Origin of the sequence: Haloferax sp. Atlit-4N, from assembly GCF_003383025.1 — an archaeon.
Taxonomy (GTDB): Archaea; Halobacteriota; Halobacteria; order Halobacteriales; family Haloferacaceae; genus Haloferax; species Haloferax gibbonsii.
In genome coordinates, this window is the sequence record NZ_PSYY01000001.1 from 255,511 (window position 1) to 276,836 (window position 21,326).

The following is a 21,326-nucleotide window of genomic DNA, read 5'->3' on the forward strand; positions in this document are numbered from 1 at the left end:
TCGGGACCATTTTTACTCGCCGGCCGAGTCGGCTGAGCCATGAAGACTACCGGCGGAACCGACGCGCAGAAGCGCCGCGCCGCGGAGGCGGCGGTCGAAGCGGTCGAAGACGGAACCGTCGTCGGCCTCGGCACCGGCAGCACCACCGCCTTCGCCATCCGCGCCATCGGCGACCTCGTCGCCGACGGCCTCGACGTTCGGGGCGTCCCGACCTCCTTCGCGTCCCGCGAACTCGCCCGCGAGTGCGACATCCCCGTCGTCGACCTCGACGAAGTCGACGCCGTCGACCTCGCCATCGACGGGGCCGACCAGGTGGCGACGACCGACGGCGCGCTCGTCAAGGGCGGCGGCGCGGCCCACGCCCGCGAGAAGATGGTCGACGCCTTCGCCGACCGATTCCTCGTCGTCGCCGACCCGTCGAAGACCGCGGAAACGCTCTCGCGACCCGTCCCCATCGAGGTGCTCCCGTCGGCGCGGACGACCGTCGCCGCGAGCGTCTCCGACCTCGGCGGCGAGGCGACGCTCCGCCGCGCCGAGCGCAAGGACGGCCCCGTCGTCACCGACAACGGGAACCTCGTCCTCGACTGCGAGTTCGGTGCCATCGCCGACCCCGAGTCGCTCGCGGCCGACCTCGCGTCGCTCCCCGGCGCGGTCGAACACGGCATCTTCGTCGGCCTCGCGGACGCGGTCTACGTCGGCACCGACGACGGCGTCGAAGTCGACGAGTTCTGACTCGGTTGGTCCGGCGCTCGAACCGCTCTGCGGTGGACCGAGTGGTCCGGCGCTCGAACGGACGCCTTCGACCGGCGCGGCTCACGGGACGAGTCGACTCGCTTCGCGGGACACAACCGGGGCTCACCGGCCGGCGATAAAAGAACGAGAGGTCTAAAGACCGAGTTTACAGGTCGCGGGGCTGGACCGTCTTACGGTCGTTCTGCTCAGCGCGGCGAGCAGCGTCTTCGAGAAGCTCCTTGACTTCCTCGTCGAGAGCGTCGTAGAAGTCCGAGGCCACGTTCTTGTCCTTGAGCGCTTCCTTGACGGCTGCCTTGACAATGAGGTCTGCCATACAGAATGTCCTACCAATTCTCCTTTAATAAACTTTCCTATATTGGACGTTAATACCGCCGGATTTGGGGGTTATGGCGCTTCTATGAGGACGGATTTCCGAGGAACAATCTCCACTTATATATGCTTTATCCCCGCGAGGGCGGAACGACGGGTATGAGTACGCCTCGGGCCAACGTGCGGCCATATGCGCGACATCTTGGAGGCGGTCGCGGACGGTTCGCTCTCGCCCGCCGAGGCGGAGGTACGACTCTCCGGCTACGCGACGACCGACGCGGGACGGTTCGACGCCGCCCGAGAGACGCGGCGCGGCGTCCCCGAAGCGATTCTCGCGGAGGGGAAGACGCCCGACGAGACGGCGACGCTGGCCGTCGCGGCGGTCGAAACGAGCGGTCGGGCGCTCGTCACCCGGGCCGACACCGCTCACGCGGAGGCCGTCGCCGACGCCCTCCCGGACGCCGATATCGACCGCGACGCCCGGGCGAAGACCGTCGTCGCGGCCGCGCCGGACTTCGAGCGCCCCGACCTCGACGCGACCGTCGCCATCGCCACCGGCGGCACCTCCGACGCCGAGGCCGCGGGCGAGGCGGCCGCGGTCCTCCGCGAGATGGGCGTGGACGTCGAACGCATCGAGGACGTGGGGGTCGCCCACCTCGGTCGCGTGCTCGACAACCTCGACACGCTCCGCGAGGCCGACGTGGTCGTCGTCGCCGCCGGCCGTGAGGGCGCGCTGCCGACCGTCGTCGCCGGCCTCGTCGACACGCCCGTCATCGGACTGCCCGTCTCGACGGGCTACGGCCACGGCGGCGACGGCGAGGCGGCCGTCCTCGGGATGCTCCAGTCCTGTACCGTGCTCTCCGCGGTGAACGTCGACGCCGGCTACATCGCCGGCGCGCAGGCCGGACTCATCGCCCGCGCGGTCTCGGACGCCCGCGACGACGACGCCTGACTGGACGTTATTCTCCACCTCGTGGTCGTGCGCGATTTCGCGTGCGTACGCACACGCGCGAAGCCCTCATATGGGTGGGGTACTGTGTGTCATACACCGGCTTGGTGGCTGCCGGACCGCAACAATGCCAGTCTGTGACCACTGCGGGTCACACGTCTCCGAGCGCTTCGCACGCGTGTTCGCCGACAAGGACGGTCAGGTTCTCGCCTGTCCCAACTGCTCGGCGAACGCGGGTATCGCGGAGGTCGCTCGGCAGCGTGCCCGCACCGCATGACCACTGAAGCGAGAAAAGACCACCACGCGAAGCCAACACCTCGTGCACGAGGTCGGGCGGTGGGTTCATACCCGCGCCCCTGAACCATTCTCTCGTGCACTTCGTCTACGTCATCGAGTGCAGCGACGGCTCGCTGTACACCGGGTACACGACCGACGTGGAGCGGCGCGTCGCGGAACACGACGCTGGCGAGGGCGCGAAGTACACCCGCGGCCGGACGCCGGTCGAACTCGTCCACGTCGAGGAGTTCGACTCGAAGTCGGCGGCCATGTCCCGGGAGTACGAGATAAAACAGCTCCGCCGCCGGGAGAAACAGCGGCTCGTCGAGTCGTGAGCGAACCGGGGCCGCGTCGCGGTCGGCTGTGCCCTCGCCGGACCGCCACGGCACGCCCTCGCACCCGTCGGCTCGTAACGTAGTTTTTTGCCCCGCCGCGGAGTGGTGCGCGTATGGACGAAATCTCATTCGGGACCGACGGGTGGCGCGCCACGCTGGACACCTTCACCGACGACCGCGTCCGCGTCGTCGGACAGGCCGTCGCCGACTACCTCGCCGACGAGGGCTTCACCGCCCCGGTGCTCGTCGGCTACGACGCCCGCGAGACCTCGCCCGGCTTCGCGGAGTCGCTCGCCGAGGTCGTCGCCGGCAACGGTTTCGACGTACTCCTGCCCGAGCGGGACTGCCCGACCCCGCTCGTCGCCTACGCCATCGCCGAGCGCGGCCTCTCGGGGGCGCTCATGGTCACGGCCTCGCACAACCCGCCGGAGTACAACGGCGTGAAGTTCATCCCCTCGGACGGCGCGCCGGCGCTCCCCGACGTGACCGACGCGGTCGCCGAGCGACTCGCCGAACCGGACCTCCTGCCGGAGTCCGAACGCGGGACCATCGAGCGCGTGGACGTGGTCTCCCCGCACGCCGACCACGCGATGGACCTCGTCGGCGACGACCTCTCGGACCTCACGGTCGTCTACGACGCCATGCACGGCAGCGGCCGCGGCGTCACCGACGCGCTGCTCGAAGCCGCCGGCGCGGAGGTCGTCCGCCTGCGCTGCGAGCGCGACGCCGACTTCGGCGGCATCTCGCCGGAGCCCTCCGCGGAGAACCTCGAAGGCCTCGCCGAGGCGATGGCCGAACACGACGCGGACCTCGGGGTCGCCAACGACGGCGACGCCGACCGCATCGGCATCGCCACGCCCGACCGCGGCGTCCTCGACGAGAACCTCTTTTTCGCCGCCGTCTACGACTACCTGCTCGAATCCGACTCCGGGCCGGCCATCCGGACCGTCTCGACCACGTTCCTCATCGACCGCATCGCCGAGGCCCACGGCGAGGAGGTGTTCGAGACCGCGGTCGGCTTCAAGTGGGTCGCCGACGGCATGCGCGAGCACGACGCGCTCATGGGCGGCGAGGAGTCCGGCGGCTTCTCCGTCCGCGGGCACGTCCGCGAGAAGGACGGCGTCCTCATGGGCCTGCTCGCGGCGGCCGCGACCGCCGAGGAGGACTTCGACGCCCGCCTCGACCGCATCGAGGCCGAACACGGCGAAATCGTCGCCGACAAGATAAGCGTCGCCTGCCCCGATTCCGAGAAGGCGCGCGTCATCGACGACCTCGAGGACGTGCTCCCCGAGACGGTCGCCGGCCGCGACATCGCCAAGGTCGTCACGCTCGACGGCTTCAAACTGCTCTTAGAAGACGGCTCGTGGCTCCTCGTCCGCCCCTCGGGCACGGAGCCGAAGATGCGCGTCTACGCCGAGGCCGGGAGCGAAGACGCGGTCTCGTCGCTCCTCGAAGCCGGCCGCGAACTCGTCGAACCGCTCGTCTGAGCGGCCGTTTTCAGGGCTCTCTCGTCTCTTCTTCGTCGCCGACGGGTCTGACGACCCCGCGGTACGCCGGCGTGAAAAGCGGGAGCGTCTCCGCGTGTTCGGTCAGAGAGACGCCGTCTCCCGCGGCCTCGACGAGGTCCGCGGCCTGAAGCTTCGGCAGGTGGACGTGGACGATTCCGACCTCGGCCTGCTGGACGACCTGCACGTCCACCTCGTCGGGCGGCAGGTCGGTCGTCCGAACCGCGAGGGCGACCGCGAGGTCCCAGACCGACGTCGGCTCCGCCCGGTCGTGGAGGTACTCCAACACGTAGCGGCGCGACGGGTCGGAGAGCGCGTCGAACACGCGGTCCCAGTCGGTCAGGATACGGTCGCTCCGGTCACGCTTTGCCATGGGCTTGACTCCCTAACCCTTGACGACCGGCGGCTAAATCTGTGTCGGTTGGTAACACTCAACAATCATGGGGCTGCTACTCGTCCCGCAGGACGCCGCGAAACCGGTCGTCGCCCGCGCCGGTGTCTGCGGCCGCTTCCGCGTCCTCACCTCCATCCCCATCCCGCGCCTCGATGTCGAACCCGAGCGACTCGTAGAACGGTCGGACGCCCCCGTCGAAGTCGGCGACGAGTCGCCCCCGACGGCCGAACGCCGCCCGGACGAGCGCGGTCCCGACGCCCCGCCCGCGTCGACTCGGGGAGGTTGCCACGGCCTCGATGTAGTCGCCGTCGAGCGCCAGCGCGCCGACGACGCGGCCGGACGCCTCGGCGACGAGACAGTCGCCCGCCGCCAGTCGGTCGCGGACGTCGCCCGCGTCGGCTTCGAGCAGTCCGGCGTCGAGGACGCGCATCACGGCCACCAGTTCCTCGGGGTCGCCCTCGCGGACGCGGACTCCGTCGTCGCTCCGGGTGGTGTCGTCGTCGGCCCCAGCGGTGTCGTCGTCAGCCCTAGCGGTGTCGTCCATGCCGCCGACTACCCGCCCTTGATGAGGCGGAGCACCTTCACGCGGTCGACTTCGACGGGCTGGTCTTCGGGGACGGGGCGGCCGTCGACGAGGACGGTCACCTCGTGGGGGCTGAGGTCCACCGCCCGCACAAGGTCCGCGTAGGTCCCGCCGTCGCCGACGGCGACCTCGCTGGTCTCCTCGCCGACGACCTCGACGGTCACGTTCATGGTCGCTCGTGGGTCGGGCGCGGGTTTCAGTCCGTCGGCTCGGCGTCGCCCGGGGGCGCTCTCCGTCTCGCACGGTTTATGTGCGGGGCGGTCGGTAGAACGGATATGAGCGAGGCCGCGGAGTCGGGCGACGCCCCGGCGGGTCGTGAGATCTGGATCGAGAAGTACCGACCGCAGACCTTCGACGACGTCTACGGACAGGACGACATCGTCGAGCGCCTGCGGAGCTACATCGAGCGCGACGACCTGCCGCACCTCCTGTTCGCGGGACCGGCGGGCGTCGGCAAGACCACCTCCGCGACCGCCATCGCCCGCGCCATCTACGGCGACGACTGGCGCGGCAACTTCCTCGAACTCAACGCCTCCGACGAGCGCGGCATCGACGTGGTCCGCGACCGCATCAAGAACTTCGCGCGCTCGTCGTTCGGCGGCCACGACTACCGCGTCATCTTCCTCGACGAGGCGGACTCGCTGACGAACGACGCCCAGTCGGCGCTCCGCCGGACGATGGAGCAGTTCTCCGACAACACGCGCTTCATCCTCTCGTGTAACTACTCCTCGAAGATTATCGACCCCATCCAGTCGCGCTGTGCGGTGTTCCGCTTTTCCCCCCTCGGTGACGACGCCGTCGCGGAGCAGGTCCGCGACATCGCCGCGGCCGAGGACATCGAGGTCACCGAGGACGGCCTCGACGCGCTCGTCTACGCCGCCGGCGGCGACATGCGCCGCGCCATCAACTCCCTGCAGGCCGCCGCGACGACCGGCGAGGTCGTCGACGAGGAGGCCGTCTACATGATCACCTCGACGGCCCGCCCGGAGGACATCGAGGAGATGGTCCGGGCCGCCATCGACGGCGAGTTCACGACCGCGCGCAAGCAGTTAGAGACGCTCATCGTCGACACCGGGATGGCCGGCGGCGACATCATCGACCAGCTTCACCGCTCCGTCTGGGAGTTCGACCTCGACGAGCGCGAGGCCGTCCGCCTCATGGAGCGCATCGGCGAGGCCGACTACCGCATCTCCGAGGGCGCGAACGAGCAGGTCCAACTCGAAGCGCTCCTCGCGTCGCTCGCGCTCTCGCAGAACTGACCCGAACTGGACCGAACCGGCCGCGCCGGCCGCCGCGCTCCCCGGTCTCTCCTCGTTTTCGCCTCACGCCCGGAACTCGAAGCGCGCGCCGCCCGCCGTCCCCGAGGTCACGATAGCCGACCAGCCGTGGGCCTCGGCGATGGACTCGACGATTGCGAGCCCGTAGCCGATGCCGTCGTCGCCGGTCGTCTCGCCGGGCTCGAACACCTCGTCGCGGCGCTCGGGGTCGATGCCGGGGCCGTCGTCTTCGACGTAGAAGCCGCCGTCGACGCCGCCGACGTCGACGCGAACGTCGCTTCCGGCGTGTTCGACCGCGTTCCGAAAGAGGTTGGCGAGCAGTTCGGCGAGGCGGTCCTCGTCGGCGTCGACGACGACCGACTGGCAGGTGACTAACTCGGCGTCCGCGGTCTCGGTCGTCGCCCACGCCTGCCGGGCGACGCTCGCGAGGTCCACGCGTTCGGTCTCGTCGACCAGTTGGCCGCGGCGCGCGAGCGACAGGAGGTCGTCGATGAGCTCTTCCATCTGTTCGAGCGCCCGCTTGGCCGTATCGAACCGCGACTCCTCGCCGGTCTCGCGGGCGAGGTCGAGGTTCCCGCGGGCGACCGAAAGCGGGTTCCGCAGGTCGTGGCTCACGATGTTCGCGAACTCCTCCAATCGCTCGTTCTGTCGCTCTAGCTCGCTTTCGCGGGTCTTCCGCTCCGTGATGTCGGTGTAGATGGCGTACCCCGACCCGCGCTCTTCGCCGGGAGACAGCGGGACGACGTTCAGGATGAACTCGCGGACGCCGCCGTCGGTCCGACGGCGGACCTCGCCGCGGTAGCTTTCGCCGGCGGCGACGAGAAGTTCGGGGATGGTTTCGTCCGCGCCCGGTTCGGGAACCGGGTCCGGGTCGGGCTCCGGCGGGACGATTCGCCCGAGCAGGTCGCTTCCGACCACGTCGTCGGCGTCGTAGCCGAAAATCGACTGGAACGCCCGATTCACGTCGCGGACGGTGAGCGCGCCGCCCTCGACGTCGTAGGCGACGGCGGCGTCGGAGACGTGTTCGAACAGCGCGGTCGAGCGGTCGCGTTCCTCCCTGAGCCGCGATTCCGCGCGGATGCGCTCGGCAGTGACCGCGACGTGCGCCATGAGGAGTTCCGTCAGTTCCGCGTCTCGCTCGTCGAACGCGCCGGGCGTGAACGTCGTCGCCTGAAAGACGCCGAGGTCCCCGATGGGGACGCTCAGGACCGCGCGGTACATCCGCTTGACCGGCCGCGCCTCGGGGTGGTCGCGCACGTCGTCGGTGATGTCCGTCTCCCCCGACAGGTACACCTCGGCCGCGATGCCCCCGTCGTCGAGGGGGACGCGCTCCGCGCCGTCGGCCGGCGCGTCGGACGAGATGGCCGCCGGAACGATGTAGTCGCCCTCGACGACGCCCACGTAGCTGATGTCGAACTCGAGGATGTCGTCCGTGATTTCGACGGTCCGCTCGAACAGTTCGTCGAGGCTCGTCGCCGCGGCCAGTTCGGTGGCTCCCCGGTGGAGCCGCTCTATCTGCTCGCGGCTCTGTCGAAGCGCGGCCTCGGACTCGATTCGGCTCCGCGTCTCGGAGACGTAGGACACGAGGAGTTCGGCCAGCGTGAGGTCGGTCTCGTCGTACGCGCCGACCTCGTTGGAGATGGCCTGAAACACGCCGTCGTCGCCCAGCGGGACGCTCACCGCCGAGCGGTAGGCGGGGTCGTCGGGGTCGGCCTCGGGGTGGTCGCGCACGTCGTCCACGAGAAACGAGCGTTTGGTCCGGTGCGTCTCCCCGAGCAGGCCCGTGTCCGAGGGAATCGGCCCCGTCCCGGCCATGTCGTCGTTGTTGGCGGCGACGTAGAAGTCGTCCCCGTCGTGGACGAAAAACGAGGTGTTGTCGAACTCGAGGATGTGCTCCGTGAGGCCGATGGCGCGCTCGTAGAGTTCGTCGACCGTCTCGGCCGTGATGAGGTCCGTCGTCCCCTCGTAGAGCCGCTTGAGCCGGTCCCACTCGGCGTCGTTTCGGGCCGTCGCCACCGCTTCGGCGTCTCTGTCGGCGGTCGACGCGAGCACCCATCGAACCTGCGATTCGAGCCCGGAGCGGTCGCCGCGGCTGACGTAGGCGTCGAACCGCTCGGGCCGCTCGACAGTCGCTGGCGGGACGTCGGTGTACAGAATGGTCGGCACGTCGTCGGGGACCGGCGCGTCGGGGTCCGTGACGACGACGCAGGCGGCGTCGGACGGGTCGTTCTCGTCACTCGTTGACGCCACCGTGACCCCGTCGCCGAGGTCGATATCGTCGAAGTCGTCGTCCACGAAAACCGTTGGTTCCGTCGCGTGCACGGCAGTCTCCCTATCGAACGATAACGAGAACTATAATCGTTGCGGCATGTTTCCAATCACCAAGAACGCGCCGTGCGTCGTTCGCGTCGGGGCCGTGGCCGGAACGCCGTCCCGGATTACTCAGTTTAGCGACCAGAAGCCGTAGTTGAGCGCGGTGGCGAAACACGTCCACAGGAGGTAGGGGACCAAGAGCGCGGCGGCGCGTCGGTCGACGGCGTCGAACTCGCGCATCGTCGCCAGAATCGCGAGGATGAGGACCGCGATGACCGCGAGGCCGAGCGCGGGCGACTGCAGTCCGAAGAACGCCGCCGACCACGCGACGTTGACGACGAGGTGACCGACGAAGACGGCGAGCGCCCGCTCGCGGCGGGGGTGGTCGCTCCGGGAGACGAGCCACGCGGCGACGCCCATCAGGGCGAACAGCGTCACCCAGACCGGGCCGAACACCCAGTTCGGCGGGGCGAACCACGGGCGGGCGAGCGTCGCGTACCACGACCCGATGGCGGTCACGGTGAAGACGCTCCCCACGGCGCCCGCGAGTTGCGCGAGGACGACCCACGCGAGCAGTTCGACCGCCGGTCGCCGACGGAGCGAGGCGAGTTCCATACTCCTCGTTGGCTCGGGAGGGAAAAGAACGACACGGCCCGTGCGGGCGAAATTGAGGGGAATCGGGCGTCTGCGCCCATTTCCCGGAACTGTTTTACCCGACGGTAGACCAGAGTTTGGCAATGAGCGAACTCGAAGCGGAGTACCGCCTCGACTACTTCGAGGAGGAGGGCTTCTACCGGAAGCAGTGCCCCGTGACGGGCGTCCACTTCTGGACACGAGACCCCGACCGCGAGACCTGCGGTGAACCGCCCGCCGACGACTACACCTTCATCGACAACCCCGGCTTCGACGAGGAGTACACTCTCGAAGAGATGCGCGAGAAGTTCCTCTCTTTCTTCGAGGAACACGACCACGAGCGCATCGACCCCTACCCGGTCGCCGCGAACCGCTGGCGCGACGACGTGCTCTTGACGCAGGCATCTATCTACGACTTCCAGCCGCTCGTCACGTCCGGCGAGACGCCGCCGCCGGCCAACCCGCTGACCGTCTCCCAGCCCTGCATCCGGATGCAGGACATCGACAACGTGGGTAAGACCGGCCGCCACACGATGGCGTTCGAGATGATGGCCCACCACGCGTTCAACGCCCGCGAGGAGGCCGGCGACAAGTACGCCTACGAGGGCGAGGTCTACTGGAAGGACGAGACGGTCCGCCTCTGCGACGAGTTCTTCGAGTCGCTCGGCGCGGACATCTCCGAAATCACCTACATCGAGGACCCGTGGGTCGGCGGCGGCAACGCCGGACCGGCCTTCGAAGTCCTCTACCGCGGCGCCGAACTCGCCACCCTCGTCTTCATGTCGATGAAGCAGGACCCGGACGGCGAGTACGAACTCAAGGACGGCAACACCTACTCGCCGATGGACACCTACATCGTCGACACCGGCTACGGGCTCGAACGGTGGACGTGGGTGTCCCAGGGGACGCCGACGGTGTACGAGGCCGTCTACCCCGACATGATAGAGTTCCTGAAGGACAACGTCGGCATCGAACACACCGACGAGGAGGAGGAACTCATCCACCGCGCGGCGAAACTCTCGGGCCACCTCGACATCGACGAAATCGACGACCTCGCAACCGCGCGCGCCGGGGTCGCGGGCGAACTCGGCGTCGACGAGGCCGAACTCACGGCCCTGCTCCGCCCGCTCGAAGACATCTACGCCATCGCGGACCACTGCCGCACCCTCGCGTACATGTTCGGCGACGGCATCGTCCCCTCGAACGTCGGGACGGGCTACCTCGCCCGCATGGTCCTCCGGCGCACCAAGCGCCTCGTGGACAACCTCGGCGTGGACGCCCCGCTCGACGAGCTCGTGGACATGCAGGCCGAGCGCCTCGACTACCAGAACCGCGACACCATCCGCGACATCGTCCGCAGCGAGGAGCGCAAGTACAGAAAGACGCTCGAACGCGGCTCCCGGAAGGTCCAGCAGCTCGCCGACGAGTACGCCGACAAGGACGAGCCGATACCGCTCGACGAGCTCATCGAGCTGTACGACTCCCACGGCATCCAGCCCGACATGGTGCAGGAAATCGCCGAGGAGCGCGGCGCGACCGTCGACATCCCCGACGACTTCTACTCGCTCGTCGCCGACCGCCACGAGCAGGTCGACGGCGAGGACGAGGCCGCGGAGCGCGACGACCGCCTCGGCGACCTGCCGGCGACGGACAAGCTCTACTACGACGACCAGGAGCGCACCGAGTTCGAGGCCGTCGTCCTCGACGTGTTCGAGCGCGAGGAGGGCTACGACGTGGTCCTCGACCAGACGATGTTCTACCCCGAAGGCGGCGGCCAGCCCGCCGACCACGGCTCGCTCGCCACCGACGACGCGACGGTCGAGGTGACGGACGTGCAGATAGCGGGCGACGTGGTGCTCCACCGCACCGACGACGACCCCGGCAAGGGCGAGTTCGTCCGCGGTCAGCTCGACGCCGAACGCCGCCGTCGGCTCATGCGCCACCACACGGCGACCCACGTCATCGGCCACGCCATCCGGACGGTCCTCGGCGACCACATCCGGCAGGCCGGCGCGTCGAAGGGCGTCGACCGCTCGCGGCTCGACGTGACCCACTACGAGCGCATCACCCGCGAGGAGGTCAAGCAGATAGAGCGCGTCGCCAACGAACTCGTGATGCGGAACATCCCGGTCAAACAGGAGTGGCCGGACCGCCGCGACGCCGAGAAGAAGTACGGTTTCGACCTCTATCAGGGCGGTATCCCGCCGGGCGAGAAGATTCGCCTCATCCACGTCGGCACCGACGTGCAGGCCTGCGGCGGCACCCACGTCAAGCGCACCGGCGACATCGGGGTCATCAAGGTGCTGACGACGGAGCCCGTTCAGGACGGCGTCGAGCGCGTCGTCTTCGCGGCGGGCGACGCGGCCATCGAGGCCACCCAGCGCACCGAGGACGCGTTGTACGGCGCGGCCGACGTGCTCGACGTGAACCCCGCGGACGTGCCCGAGACGGCGGAGCGCTTCTTCACTGAGTGGAAAGAGCGCGGCAAGACCATCGACCGCCTGAAGACGGAACTCGCCGAGGCGCGCGCCGCGGCGGGGGCCGACGAAATCGACATCGACGGGACGCCCGCCGTCGTCCAGCGCCTCGACGGCGACGCGGACGAACTCCGCGCGACCGCCAACGCGCTGGTCGAGGAGGGCAAAGTCGCCGTCCTCGGCTCCGCCGCGGGCGGGAGCGCCCAGTTCGTCGTCGGCGTTCCCGACGGCGTCGGCGTCAACGCCGGGCAGGTCGTCGGCCAACTCGCCGGGAAGGTCGGCGGCGGCGGCGGCGGCCCCGCGGACTTCGCGCAGGGCGGCGGCCCCGACGTCGACGCGCTCGACGACGCGCTCGACGAGGCGCCCGACGTGCTTCGCGCGGTCCTGAACGCCTGAGTCGGTCACGCGACCTCCCCGAGTTCGCTTTCGATTTCGCTTCCGCGTTCCCCGCGTCCGCGAGACGGACGCCCTAAGTCGCTCGCCCGCCGAGCCCCCGGTATGCCCACGGCAGTCGCGGACGGGGTCGAACTGTACTACGACAGCGAGGGCGACGGCGAGACGGTCGCCTTCGTCGGCGACGCGGGCTACGGCGCGTGGCAGTGGGGCTGGCAGCACGCCGCCGTCGCCGGCCCCTACGAGAGCCTCGTGACCGACCTCCGCGGGGCCGGCCGCTCCGACGCCCCCGCGGGGCCGTACTCGGTCGAGACGCTCGTCTCCGACCTCGTTGCCGTCCTCGCGGACGCGAACGTCAGGAAGGCCCACCTCGTCGGGTTCGGCCTCGGCGGGCTGGTCGCGCTGGAGGCCGCGCGGACGACGAACCGCGTTCGGAGCCTCGTTCTCGTCGGCACCGCCGCCTCGGGCGCGGAAATCGACCCCGAACCGCTCTCCGCCGCGCCCGACGACCCGGCCGCGCTCCGCGAGTCGCTCGCGCCGGCGCTCTCCGAGGAGTTTCGGGCGGAACAGCCGGACGTGGTCGAGCAACTCGTCTCGTGGCGCGAACGGGAAGACGCCGACCCCGAGGCGTGGGCGGCGCAGGCCGCCGCCGTCGCCGACTACGACGCCGGTCCGCTCTACGAGGTGACGGTTCCGACGCTCGTTCTCCACGGCGGCGACGACCCGGTCTGGCCGGTCGAGGGGGGACGCGCGCTGGCCGAGGGACTCCCGCGCGGCGAGTTCGAGTCGTTCGCGGGCGCGCGACACCTCGTCACCGTCGAGCGGTCGCGGCTCGTCAACGACGCGCTCGTCTCCTTTCTCGAATCGCTCGACGACGACTGAGCGGCGCTCCGTCGCGTTCGCTCCGGGTTCGTCGCCGACGCCCCCCGTCCCAGGTGCCGGCAGAGAGCGTTCCGGGCGCAACTTCTTTAGAGCCGCACCGACTGTCTCTCCACGATGACCCGCCCGCGACTCGCGTTCTTGGACGCCTCCCACGGCGATTCGAGCACGTTCCGAAACTTCAGGCGCGAACTCGACGCCGACCTCGTCGAGTTCGACGTGACCGACGGCCGCCTCCCCGACCACTTCGACTACGACGGCGTCGTCATCACCGGCTCGTCGTCGTCGGTCTACTGGGACGAGGCGTGGATTCGGAACCTCGTGTCGTGGGTCGCCGACGCCGACGAGCGCGGCCTCCCCCTCTTGGGCGTCTGTTTCGGTCACCAGGTCGTCGCGGCGGCCCTCGGCGGCACCGTCGAGGACATGGGCGAGTTCGAACTCGGCTACAACGAAATCGAGCGTACCCGCGCCGACGACGAGGACGACATCCTCGCCGGTATCGGCGAGCGCTTCACCGTCTTCACCTCCCACGGCGACCGGGTGAGCGAACTCCCGCCGGGCGCGGAACTCCTCGCCCAAAACGAGTTCGGCGTCCACGCGTTCCGCCGGAGCCACGCCTTCGGCGTCCAGTTCCACCCCGAGTACGACACCGACACCGCCGAGGCTATCGCGAGGCAGAAGGACTTCCTCCCCGACGAGCGGCTTCGGTCGGTCATCGACGGCATCACGCCGGAGAACTACGCCGCCGCCTGCGAGGCCAAGCGCCTGTTCGACAACTTCGTCACCTACGTCAACCGGACGAACGCGGAGTCGGTCGAATCGGCGGCCTGAACGTTCCGACAGTCGCGGTCGCGAGCTGTTTTCGAGTCGTACCCGAGCCGCATCTGAGCCGCCGCCGAGTCGCATCCGAGCCGCCACCGAGCCGCGCCCGTCCCGCCGCCGAGCCGCGCCCGACCCGCTTTCGTCACCGACTTTTCGGTCGTCCGTCTCCCCCGAATATCGACCGAGCGAATCGCTTTTCACCGCGCCGGTCGCAGGGTCTATCATGCTCGATTATCTGGGATTGGAGGGCGACCTGACCGGCGAAGAGAAACTCGTCCGCGACGAGGCCCGCCGCTTCGTCGACGAGCAGGTCAAACCCGACATCGGCGAGCACTACGAGGCCGGGACGTTCCCGACCGAACTCATCCCGCAGATGGGCGAACTCGGCTTCTACGCGCCCAACCTCGACGGATACGGCCTCCCCGGCCTCGGCGAGCGCGCCTACGGCCTCCTGATGCAGGAACTCGAAGCCGGCGACTCCGGCCTCCGGTCGATGGCGAGCGTGCAGGGGTCGCTCGTCATCTTCCCCATCCACGCCTACGGCTCCGACGAGCAGAAACAGCGGTGGCTTCCGAAACTCGGGTCGGGCGAGGCGGTCGGCTGTTTCGGCCTGACCGAACCGCAACACGGCTCGGACCCGTCGGGGATGGAGACCCGCGCCGAGCGCGACGCCGACGGCTACGTCCTCAACGGCTCGAAGACGTGGATTACGAACTCGCCCATCGCGGACGTGGCGGTCGTCTGGGCGCGCGACGTGTCGGCCGAGGGGTCGCCGGTCCGCGGGTTCCTCGTCGAGACCGACCGCAACGGCGTGACGACGAACAAAATCGAGGGGAAACTCTCGATGCGCGCGTCGGTCACGGGCGAAATCGGCCTCGACGACGTGCGCGTTCCCGAGGAGGACGTACTCCCCGGCGTCGAGGGGATGAAGGGGCCGCTTTCGTGTCTCACGCAGGCGCGGTTCGGCATCGCGTGGGGCGTCGTCGGCGCGGCCCGCGACGCCTTCGAGGACGCCCGCCAGTACGCGAAGGACCGCGACCAGTTCGGCGGGCCGATCGCGCGGTTCCAACTCCAGCAGGGCAAACTCGCCGAGATGGCGACCCAGATAACGAACGCGCAGTTGATGGCCCACCGCCTCGCCGACCTCAAAGAGCGCGGCGACCTGCGACACCAGCAGGTGTCGATGGCGAAGCGCCACAACGTCCGCGTCGCCCGCGAGGTGACCCGAACCGCCCGCGAGATGCTCGGCGGCAACGGCATCACGACCGACTACTCGCCGATGCGACACATGGAGAACATCGAGACCGTCTACACCTACGAGGGGACCGACGACATCCACACGCTCGTCCTCGGCGCGGACCTGACGGGAATCGAAGCATTCCACTAGGGCTCGGGAGCGGACGCCCCCGTGGCTTTCGCTGTTGTGCGTGACGCATGACAACAGTACACATACATTTATATCTCCCCGCCCATAGGTTACGATAGAGGCCCCACAATGACCACATCGGCCCAGGACCGTCCGACGGCGCTCGACCTCTCTCGCGAAGAGACGTGGGTCGTCCACGCCGCCTTGCTCGACGCCATCGAGCGGGCGGTCGATGCAGACGAAGAGCCGACGCCGGCCCCAGGCCTGCTCGCGCGGGTCGAGGCCGGCGACGAAGATTTCGACAGCGCCGAACTCGACTATCTCGTAGACGCCCTCCGAACCTATCGGAAACAGGCGCCCGCTCGGGACGACCACCACATCTCGCGCGTTCTCGAGCACATCGAGGCCGCGCGGGCGTAGTCGCCCGACGGACGTCCGGCCCGCTGACTTCCTTTCGATTCCACCGAGGCCCCGAGCGGCCGCGCTCGCGTCTCGCCGTCCTCCCGCCCGCCCGCCCGCCCGATACCGATTATCGTTTGACATTAAGACATAGAAAGTAACTTACCTTCCCTCTGAAAAGAGGTGGTCGATGCGACCCTCCAACCGATCCGCGCTACTGACGACGACCCTCCTCGTCGCCGCCGTGCTCGCGGCGGCGGTGATGCCCGCGGCGGCCGCCTCGGGCCATTACGAGTTCACAGACGACGCGTACACGGCCGAACAGGGCGAGGTGGTTTCCATCACGCTCTCCGGCGCGGCGGACGCGAACAACACGTCCGCGGCGCTGGCCGGCGAGAACAACACCGTCCCGCTCCGCATCGGCGGCGAGGACGTGAACTTCGCCGTCAACGCGACGGTGGTCGACGAGGACCGCGACGGCAACGTCACCCTCGAACTGAACACCTCGACGGCGGGACAGGCGAACGCCTCGTCGTACCTCACCGCCGCCGGCGAGGACTCGGTGAACGCGACGCAGACGACCGAGACGCTCCCGGCGACGCTCGACGCGGGCGACTACTCGCTCGCGCTCGGCCCGGCGAACAACTCGACCGACACGGCGACGCTCTCGCTCCAAGCGGTGGAGACGACCGAGACGACCGAGACGACGACTGAATCGACCGACACCGAGACGACCACGACGGCGGGCGAGACGACCGAGACGACGACGGCAAACACGTCGGCGACCACCGCGACCGGCACCAGCGACACCGTCGTTCCCGGCTTCAGCGCCGTGCTCGCCGTGGTGGCGCTCCTCGCGGCCGCGTTCCTCGCGGTCCGCCGATAGCGCCCCCGGTCGTCGGTCGGAACCGACTCCGAAACCACCCGCAATCACGACTCCGTCCCCGATTTTTCTCGTCGCCGATGCGGACGTTTTAGTACCGGGTACGGCCAACGCCCGGCAATGGCTATCGACTCGAACTTCGACCAGAACCGGGAGCGAGCGGGCGAGGAAAACGGCGTCGCCGTCTGGGGCCCCGTCGACCCGCCGGAGAAACTCGGCATCCACGGCACCCACGTCGCCGTCGACTACGACATCTGTCTCGCGGACGGCGCGTGCCTCGAAAACTGCCCCGTGGACGTGTTCACGTGGGTCGACACGCCCGACCACCCGGTGAGCGAGCAGAAGGTCGAACCGACGAACGAAGACCAGTGCATCGACTGCATGCTCTGCGTCGACATCTGTCCCGTCGACGCCATCGACGTGGACGCCTCGCGGCAGGCCTGACACGAAGACCAGACGTTATCTCTCCCCGCCGCGTCGCGTCCGCCATGGGACTCATCCACACCGCCCTCGTCGTCTCGGACATCGACGCCACGCTCGCCTTCTACGCCGACCTCGGTCTCGAACAGACCAACGAGTTCGAACTCGACGGCGTCCGGAACGTCTACGTCGGCAGCGACGACACCGACATGGAACTGCAGTTCAAGTACGACCCGACCTCGTCGGCGCGCGTCGAACCCGCCGGCATCGACCACGTCGCCGTCGAGGTCGCGGACGCCGACCGCGCCTTCGAGGACATCGTCGAGGCGCAGTCGCCCGATATCGTGAAGCCGCCGGTGGACATCGACCCGGTGAACGCCCGCGCGGCGTTCGTGAAGGACCCCGACGGCTACGTCGTCGAAATCGTCTCCATCGAAGACTGAACTCACCCGCGGTACCGACTCGCCTCGACCGCTGATTTTCGCCGACGCCGACGCTTCACCCACCCGACGGGCTCGCCGCGGCGAACAGGTATTTGTTGCCAGAGCGTCAATACGAAGTCGCTATGTCTGAGGACGTAACCGCGCTGTTGAAGCGCGCCTATCAGGACGAGATCGAGACCGTGATGAACTACATGACGAACTCCATCGTCCTCGACGGCGTCCGGGCGGAGGAGATAAAGGAGTCCCTCCAGACCGACATTCAGGAGGAACTCACCCACGCGGAGCAGCTCGGGAACCGGCTGAAGCAGCTCGACGAGCAGCCGCCGGGCTCGGCGACCTTCGAGGCGCGCCAGCACGACCTCCAGCCGCCGGAGGACAGCACGGACGTGCTCGCGGTCATCAACGGCGTCCTCACCGCCGAGGAGGACGCCATCGAGACCTACCGCGCGCTCATCGACGCCGCTGAGGAGGCCAACGACCCCGTCACCGAGGACCTCGCCGTGACCATCCTCGCCGACGAGGAGGCCCACCGGACCGAGTTCCGCGGCTTCAAGAAAGAGTACGACCGCGAGTAACCCCGCACGCGGCGGCCGGCCGCGCTCGCGACGTTCGTGTAGTGCCTGCGGAACCTACGACTCCGAAATTCTTCATTTCAAAAAACGCGCCGGAACGGAGAGATATCTAACAAACAATCGTCTGTTACAAAAGTAGTACTCCCAGTTCTTCGAAACGGGGCTTTGTTTTTATCCACCGGTCGCTCGAACGACGGGTATGAGCACTGAACGCGGCAAGGGTACGGTCGCAATCGTCGGGGGTGCCGGCGCAGTCGGGTCGAGCACGGCGTTCGCGCTGATGGAGAGCAGTCTCGTCGGCGAAATCGTCCTCGTCGACGTCGCCAAAGAGCGCGTCGAGGGCGAGGCGATGGACCTCAACCACGGCTCGTACTTCACGTCGCCGGTCCGCGTCCGGACGGGCGACTACGAGGACTGCTGGGACGCCGACGTGGTCATCGTCACCGCCGGTGCCAGCCAGAAACCGGACGAGACCCGCCTCGACCTGATGGAGCGGAACGCCGACATCTTCGCCGACATGATTCCGCAGATTACCGAGGGGCTGAACGACGACGCCGTGATGCTCATCGTCACCAACCCCGTGGACGTGCTCTCGTACGTCACGTGGAAGGTGTCGGACCTGCCGGCCGAGCGCGTCATCGGCTCGGGAACCGTCCTCGACACGTCGCGGTTCCGCCACTCGCTCAGCCGCGAGTTCGACCTCGACCCGGCGAACGTCCACGCCTACGTCGTCGGCGAGCATGGCGACAGCGAGGTTCTCGTCTGGAGTTCGGCGAACCTCGGCGGCATCCCGTTCGAGTCGTACGCCACCAGCCACGGCGTCGACGACGTCGACGCACTCAAAGCCGGCGTCGAGACGGAGGTCCGCGAGGCCGCCTACGAGATTATCGACCGCAAGGAGCGGACGAACTACGGCGTCGCGCGCTCGGTGGCCGCGACCACCGAGCGCATCCTCGGCGGCGACAACTCCATTCTCACCGTCTCGACGCTCGTCTCGGGCGAACACGACATCGACGGCGTCTACATGAGCCTCCCGTGCACCGTCAACGAAACCGGCGTCCGCGACGTTCACGAGTTCGACCTCTCGGCGGACGAGACGGCGGCGCTCCGCGAGTCGGCCGATGTCATCCGCGAGTCCATCGACCGCTTGGACGTAGCATAGAAGAGCGGAAAACAGGACAGGACAGGACAGGACAGGACAGAACAGCCGCGCCGCCGACTCAGTCGGCCGACGCGGGGGTCGTATCCGCGCCCGCGTCCGCCGTCGCGGCGGCCTTCGCGTCGAGCGCCTCCACGACGAGTTCGGAGATATCAACGATGTCGATATCGTCCTCGTAGCTCCCGGTCTTGCGGCCGTCTTCGTACATCGTCGCGCACATCGGGCAGGCGACGACGAAGCGTTCGACGCCGCCGGTCGTGTCGTCGAGCGCCTCGCGCAGGCGCTCTTCGGACGGCTTCGACTCCTCTTCGTGGTCCATCCAGAGACCGCCGCCGCCGCCGCCGCAGCAGAACGACTGGTCGCGCTTGCGCGGCATCTCGGCGAGTTCGACGCCGGTCGCGCGGATGACCTCGCGGGGCGCTTCGTACTCGCCGTTGTAGCGTCCGAGGTGACACGGGTCGTGGTACGTCACCGTCTGGGCGGCGAGTTCGTCGCCCGCGAGGCCGAGGCGGTCGTCGCCGACGAGGCGCTCGACCAGTTGGGTGTAGTGGTACACCGGGTAGTCGAACGAGTCGTCCATCTCCGGGTACTCGTTTTTGAACGTGTTGTACGAGTGCGGGTCGGTGCAGACGATTTTGTCGAAGTCGCAGTCGGCCATCGCGGCGACGTTGTCCTCGACGAGCATCTCGTAGAGGCCCTCCTCGCCGACGCGGCGCACGTCGTTGCCGTCGTGCTGTTCGTCCTCGTAGAGGATGCCGTAGGAGACGCCCGCCTCCTCGAAGATGCGGGCCATCGAGCGGGCGACGGCGCGGTTGCGCTCGTCGTAGGAGGGGTAGTCGCCGACGTACCAGAGGAACTCGACCGATTCGTCGCGGGCGTCGGGCACCTCGAAGTCGAGGTCTTCGGTCCAGTCGGGCCGCTTGCGCTGGGGGTCGCCGAAGGCGTTGCCGTTCTGGAAGATGTTCATCATCGCCTCCTGCACCGGCTCTTGCTGTTGGCCCGTCTCGGTGAGTCGGCGGTTCATCTCGGTGAAGTGCGTCAGGTGCTCGATATCGACCGGACAGGCGTCCATGCAGGCCATACAGGCCATGCAGGACTCCATCGATTCGGCGTCGACGACGGAAGTGCCGCCGTCCGCGACGATGTCGATGGAGTCGCCGCCGGCGTCGACCGACTCGCGGTAGGTCTTCAGGTCGAGAATCACGTCCCGCGGGTCGAGGTTGCGGCCGGAGGCCTTCGCCGGGCAGGCGTCGGTACAGCGGCCGCACTTCGTGCAGGCGTCCATGTCGAGCATCGCCTTCCACGAGAAGTCGTCCTCGGAGACGTAGCCGATTTCGTCCGGCGGCGTGTCGGCCGGCACTTTCGGGAGGCGCGTGCCCGCCTTCTCGTCGGCGGTGACGATGTTGGCGAAGGAGGTGAGCATGTGCAGGGGCTTGGCGTAGGGGACGGCGGCGACGAACGCCAAGGCGAGGAGCGCGTGGGACCACCAGCCGAACCAGTAGAGCGTCTGTGCGAGGCCCTGGCTCATGCCCCCGGCGTCGAACACGAGGGCGACGAAGTAGCCGACGAAGCTCACCGTCTCGAACTCGGGGAACTCCGTGCCGACGATGCGGATGCCTTCGAGGACGTAGCCGCCGACGCCGAGGAGAAACAGCGTCCAGACGAACGCGGCGTCCTCGAAGCCGGTGTGTTTGCCCCACAGCCGCGGGTGTCGGACCCCGTAGCGCCGCCACAGCGCCATCCCGACGCCGACGACGAACAACAGGCCCATGAGGTCCATGACGAACGAGTACGAGAGGTAGAAGTCGCCGACGAAGAAGGAACTGCCCGTCACCCGCCGCCACACGTCGATGTCGATGGCGAGGATGGTCGTCCCGATGAGGAGCGTCAGGAAGCCCCACATGATGAAGGCGTGCATCACGCCGGCGAACCGGTCGCGCTTGAACTGCTTTTCGTTGGAGAACACCACTTTCGCCGCCCGGACCGTCCGTCCCGGCAGGTCCGACAGCCGGTCGAACGGGTCTTCACCACCCCGCGCGTATCGAGCGAACCGCTCGTACACCCCGTAGAGGAAGACGAGCGACGCGATGGCGGCGAGGCCGTAGAAGAGCGCCTCGCCGACCGGACTAATCGTCCAGAACGTCTCTCGCGTAACATCCGCCTGTGCCGCAAAGTCCATAATCAAT

The 21,326-nt window shown here is 68.4% G+C and carries 22 protein-coding genes; 15 read left to right on the top strand and 7 right to left on the bottom strand.

Translation table 11 applies throughout. From position 1 onward, the window contains the following. Nucleotides 1-39 precede the first annotated feature (39 nt). The gene (rpiA, locus tag C5C07_RS01310; RefSeq protein WP_004973840.1) at nt 40-732 is read left to right on the top strand and encodes a ribose-5-phosphate isomerase RpiA; all 693 of its coding nucleotides are present in this window, start codon (nt 40-42) and stop codon (nt 730-732) included. A 166-nt stretch (nt 733-898) separates the two neighbouring features. On the opposite strand, the gene C5C07_RS01315 is transcribed toward rpiA, so the two are convergent. Continuing rightward, nucleotides 899-1,066 (bottom strand): DUF1931 family protein, encoded by a 168-nt coding sequence (locus tag C5C07_RS01315; RefSeq protein ID WP_004045310.1) that lies wholly within the window; start codon nt 1,064-1,066, stop codon nt 899-901. A gap of 186 nt (nt 1,067-1,252) precedes the next feature. Between C5C07_RS01315 and larB the strand changes: the two genes are divergently transcribed. The 3 genes from larB (at nt 1,253) to C5C07_RS01335 (ending at nt 4,109) form a co-directional block, all read left to right on the top strand. Further along, nucleotides 1,253-2,014, top strand: a complete 762-nt coding sequence (gene larB / locus C5C07_RS01320) for a nickel pincer cofactor biosynthesis protein LarB (protein WP_004973839.1) — start codon at nt 1,253-1,255, stop codon at nt 2,012-2,014. A 368-nt stretch (nt 2,015-2,382) separates the two neighbouring features. Beyond that, the gene (locus tag C5C07_RS01330) at nt 2,383-2,622 is read left to right on the top strand and encodes a GIY-YIG nuclease family protein (protein WP_004973837.1); all 240 of its coding nucleotides are present in this window, start codon (nt 2,383-2,385) and stop codon (nt 2,620-2,622) included. 113 nt (nt 2,623-2,735) lie between these two features. After that, complete coding sequence (locus C5C07_RS01335; protein WP_004973834.1) at nt 2,736-4,109, top strand: phosphoglucomutase/phosphomannomutase family protein; 1,374 nt, start codon at nt 2,736-2,738, stop codon at nt 4,107-4,109. Between the two features lie 10 nt (nt 4,110-4,119). Here the strand turns inward: C5C07_RS01335 and C5C07_RS01340 are convergent, their stop codons facing one another. The 3 genes from C5C07_RS01340 to samp2 all read right to left on the bottom strand — a co-directional run bounded on the left by C5C07_RS01340 (nt 4,120) and on the right by samp2 (nt 5,274). Further along, nucleotides 4,120-4,500, bottom strand: a complete 381-nt coding sequence (locus C5C07_RS01340; protein ID WP_004973832.1) for a helix-turn-helix transcriptional regulator — start codon at nt 4,498-4,500, stop codon at nt 4,120-4,122. A 76-nt stretch (nt 4,501-4,576) separates the two neighbouring features. Further along, nucleotides 4,577-5,065 (bottom strand): GNAT family N-acetyltransferase, encoded by a 489-nt coding sequence (locus C5C07_RS01345; RefSeq protein ID WP_115804408.1) that lies wholly within the window; start codon nt 5,063-5,065, stop codon nt 4,577-4,579. Nucleotides 5,066-5,073: 8 nt separating this feature from the next. After that, nucleotides 5,074-5,274 carry a ubiquitin-like modifier protein SAMP2 gene (samp2, locus tag C5C07_RS01350; RefSeq protein ID WP_004973827.1) on the bottom strand — a complete coding sequence of 67 codons (201 nt, stop codon included), beginning with the start codon at nt 5,272-5,274 and terminating at the stop codon, nt 5,074-5,076. Between the two features lie 105 nt (nt 5,275-5,379). Here samp2 and C5C07_RS01355 point away from each other — a divergent pair, with 105 nt between their 5' ends. Continuing rightward, nucleotides 5,380-6,363 (top strand): replication factor C small subunit, encoded by a 984-nt coding sequence (locus C5C07_RS01355; protein ID WP_004973825.1) that lies wholly within the window; start codon nt 5,380-5,382, stop codon nt 6,361-6,363. A 63-nt stretch (nt 6,364-6,426) separates the two neighbouring features. Here C5C07_RS01355 and C5C07_RS01360 read toward each other — a convergent pair whose 3' ends face one another. Beyond that, a complete protein-coding gene (locus tag C5C07_RS01360) occupies nt 6,427-8,676 on the bottom strand; it encodes a GAF domain-containing protein (RefSeq protein WP_193363452.1) in 2,250 nt (749 codons plus the stop codon). 147 nt (nt 8,677-8,823) lie between these two features. Continuing rightward, nucleotides 8,824-9,309: a TspO/MBR family protein gene (locus C5C07_RS01365; RefSeq protein WP_004973820.1), complete on the bottom strand. Its 486-nt coding sequence runs from the start codon at nt 9,307-9,309 to the stop codon at nt 8,824-8,826. 122 nt (nt 9,310-9,431) lie between these two features. On the opposite strand from C5C07_RS01365, the gene alaS reads away from it, so the two are divergent. The 10 genes from alaS (at nt 9,432) to C5C07_RS01415 (ending at nt 19,143) form a co-directional block, all read left to right on the top strand. Continuing rightward, the gene (gene alaS, locus C5C07_RS01370; RefSeq protein WP_115804409.1) at nt 9,432-12,200 is read left to right on the top strand and encodes an alanine--tRNA ligase; all 2,769 of its coding nucleotides are present in this window, start codon (nt 9,432-9,434) and stop codon (nt 12,198-12,200) included. Between the two features lie 102 nt (nt 12,201-12,302). Then, complete coding sequence (locus C5C07_RS01375) at nt 12,303-13,079, top strand: alpha/beta fold hydrolase (RefSeq protein WP_004973817.1); 777 nt, start codon at nt 12,303-12,305, stop codon at nt 13,077-13,079. Nucleotides 13,080-13,193: 114 nt separating this feature from the next. Continuing rightward, on the top strand, nt 13,194-13,907 hold the full coding sequence (locus C5C07_RS01380) for a type 1 glutamine amidotransferase (RefSeq protein WP_115804410.1): 714 nt from the start codon (nt 13,194-13,196) through the stop codon (nt 13,905-13,907). Between the two features lie 214 nt (nt 13,908-14,121). Beyond that, complete coding sequence (locus tag C5C07_RS01385) at nt 14,122-15,285, top strand: acyl-CoA dehydrogenase family protein (protein WP_115804411.1); 1,164 nt, start codon at nt 14,122-14,124, stop codon at nt 15,283-15,285. A gap of 108 nt (nt 15,286-15,393) precedes the next feature. Further along, nucleotides 15,394-15,684: a hypothetical protein gene (locus C5C07_RS01390; protein ID WP_004973808.1), complete on the top strand. Its 291-nt coding sequence runs from the start codon at nt 15,394-15,396 to the stop codon at nt 15,682-15,684. A gap of 169 nt (nt 15,685-15,853) precedes the next feature. Continuing rightward, nucleotides 15,854-16,549 (top strand): PGF-CTERM sorting domain-containing protein, encoded by a 696-nt coding sequence (locus C5C07_RS01395; RefSeq protein ID WP_115804412.1) that lies wholly within the window; start codon nt 15,854-15,856, stop codon nt 16,547-16,549. Between the two features lie 117 nt (nt 16,550-16,666). After that, a complete protein-coding gene (locus tag C5C07_RS01400) occupies nt 16,667-16,990 on the top strand; it encodes a ferredoxin family protein (RefSeq protein WP_004973806.1) in 324 nt (107 codons plus the stop codon). 44 nt (nt 16,991-17,034) lie between these two features. After that, nucleotides 17,035-17,409 carry a VOC family protein gene (locus C5C07_RS01405; RefSeq protein ID WP_115804413.1) on the top strand — a complete coding sequence of 125 codons (375 nt, stop codon included), beginning with the start codon at nt 17,035-17,037 and terminating at the stop codon, nt 17,407-17,409. A 122-nt stretch (nt 17,410-17,531) separates the two neighbouring features. Continuing rightward, the gene (locus C5C07_RS01410; RefSeq protein WP_004973804.1) at nt 17,532-17,984 is read left to right on the top strand and encodes a ferritin-like domain-containing protein; all 453 of its coding nucleotides are present in this window, start codon (nt 17,532-17,534) and stop codon (nt 17,982-17,984) included. 196 nt (nt 17,985-18,180) lie between these two features. Beyond that, a complete protein-coding gene (locus tag C5C07_RS01415) occupies nt 18,181-19,143 on the top strand; it encodes an L-lactate dehydrogenase (RefSeq protein ID WP_004973803.1) in 963 nt (320 codons plus the stop codon). A 58-nt stretch (nt 19,144-19,201) separates the two neighbouring features. Here C5C07_RS01415 and C5C07_RS01420 read toward each other — a convergent pair whose 3' ends face one another. Then, entirely contained in the window at nt 19,202-21,319 is a 2,118-nt protein-coding gene (locus tag C5C07_RS01420) for a (Fe-S)-binding protein (protein ID WP_115804414.1), read from the bottom strand. Nucleotides 21,320-21,326: the final 7 nt, after the last annotated feature.

Bases quoted from the DNA above. Each gene is read 5' to 3' on its own strand.
- C5C07_RS01375 (WP_004973817.1), top strand. From the start codon at position 12,303: ATGCCCACGGCAGTCGCGGACGGGGTCGAACTGTACTACGACAGCGAG.
- C5C07_RS01345 (WP_115804408.1), bottom strand. From the start codon at position 5,065: ATGGACGACACCGCTAGGGCTGACGACGACACCGCTGGGGCCGACGAC.
- C5C07_RS01410 (WP_004973804.1), top strand. From the start codon at position 17,532: ATGTCTGAGGACGTAACCGCGCTGTTGAAGCGCGCCTATCAGGACGAG.
- rpiA (WP_004973840.1), top strand. From the start codon at position 40: ATGAAGACTACCGGCGGAACCGACGCGCAGAAGCGCCGCGCCGCGGAG.
- C5C07_RS01380 (WP_115804410.1), top strand. From the start codon at position 13,194: ATGACCCGCCCGCGACTCGCGTTCTTGGACGCCTCCCACGGCGATTCG.
- C5C07_RS01405 (WP_115804413.1), top strand. From the start codon at position 17,035: ATGGGACTCATCCACACCGCCCTCGTCGTCTCGGACATCGACGCCACG.
- C5C07_RS01340 (WP_004973832.1), bottom strand. From the start codon at position 4,500: ATGGCAAAGCGTGACCGGAGCGACCGTATCCTGACCGACTGGGACCGC.
- C5C07_RS01335 (WP_004973834.1), top strand. From the start codon at position 2,736: ATGGACGAAATCTCATTCGGGACCGACGGGTGGCGCGCCACGCTGGAC.
- C5C07_RS01355 (WP_004973825.1), top strand. From the start codon at position 5,380: ATGAGCGAGGCCGCGGAGTCGGGCGACGCCCCGGCGGGTCGTGAGATC.
- C5C07_RS01420 (WP_115804414.1), bottom strand. From the start codon at position 21,319: ATGGACTTTGCGGCACAGGCGGATGTTACGCGAGAGACGTTCTGGACG.
- C5C07_RS01395 (WP_115804412.1), top strand. From the start codon at position 15,854: ATGCGACCCTCCAACCGATCCGCGCTACTGACGACGACCCTCCTCGTC.
- C5C07_RS01400 (WP_004973806.1), top strand. From the start codon at position 16,667: ATGGCTATCGACTCGAACTTCGACCAGAACCGGGAGCGAGCGGGCGAG.
- C5C07_RS01390 (WP_004973808.1), top strand. From the start codon at position 15,394: ATGACCACATCGGCCCAGGACCGTCCGACGGCGCTCGACCTCTCTCGC.
- C5C07_RS01365 (WP_004973820.1), bottom strand. From the start codon at position 9,309: ATGGAACTCGCCTCGCTCCGTCGGCGACCGGCGGTCGAACTGCTCGCG.
- C5C07_RS01315 (WP_004045310.1), bottom strand. From the start codon at position 1,066: ATGGCAGACCTCATTGTCAAGGCAGCCGTCAAGGAAGCGCTCAAGGAC.
- alaS (WP_115804409.1), top strand. From the start codon at position 9,432: ATGAGCGAACTCGAAGCGGAGTACCGCCTCGACTACTTCGAGGAGGAG.
- C5C07_RS01385 (WP_115804411.1), top strand. From the start codon at position 14,122: ATGCTCGATTATCTGGGATTGGAGGGCGACCTGACCGGCGAAGAGAAA.
- C5C07_RS01415 (WP_004973803.1), top strand. From the start codon at position 18,181: ATGAGCACTGAACGCGGCAAGGGTACGGTCGCAATCGTCGGGGGTGCC.
- larB (WP_004973839.1), top strand. From the start codon at position 1,253: ATGCGCGACATCTTGGAGGCGGTCGCGGACGGTTCGCTCTCGCCCGCC.
- samp2 (WP_004973827.1), bottom strand. From the start codon at position 5,274: ATGAACGTGACCGTCGAGGTCGTCGGCGAGGAGACCAGCGAGGTCGCC.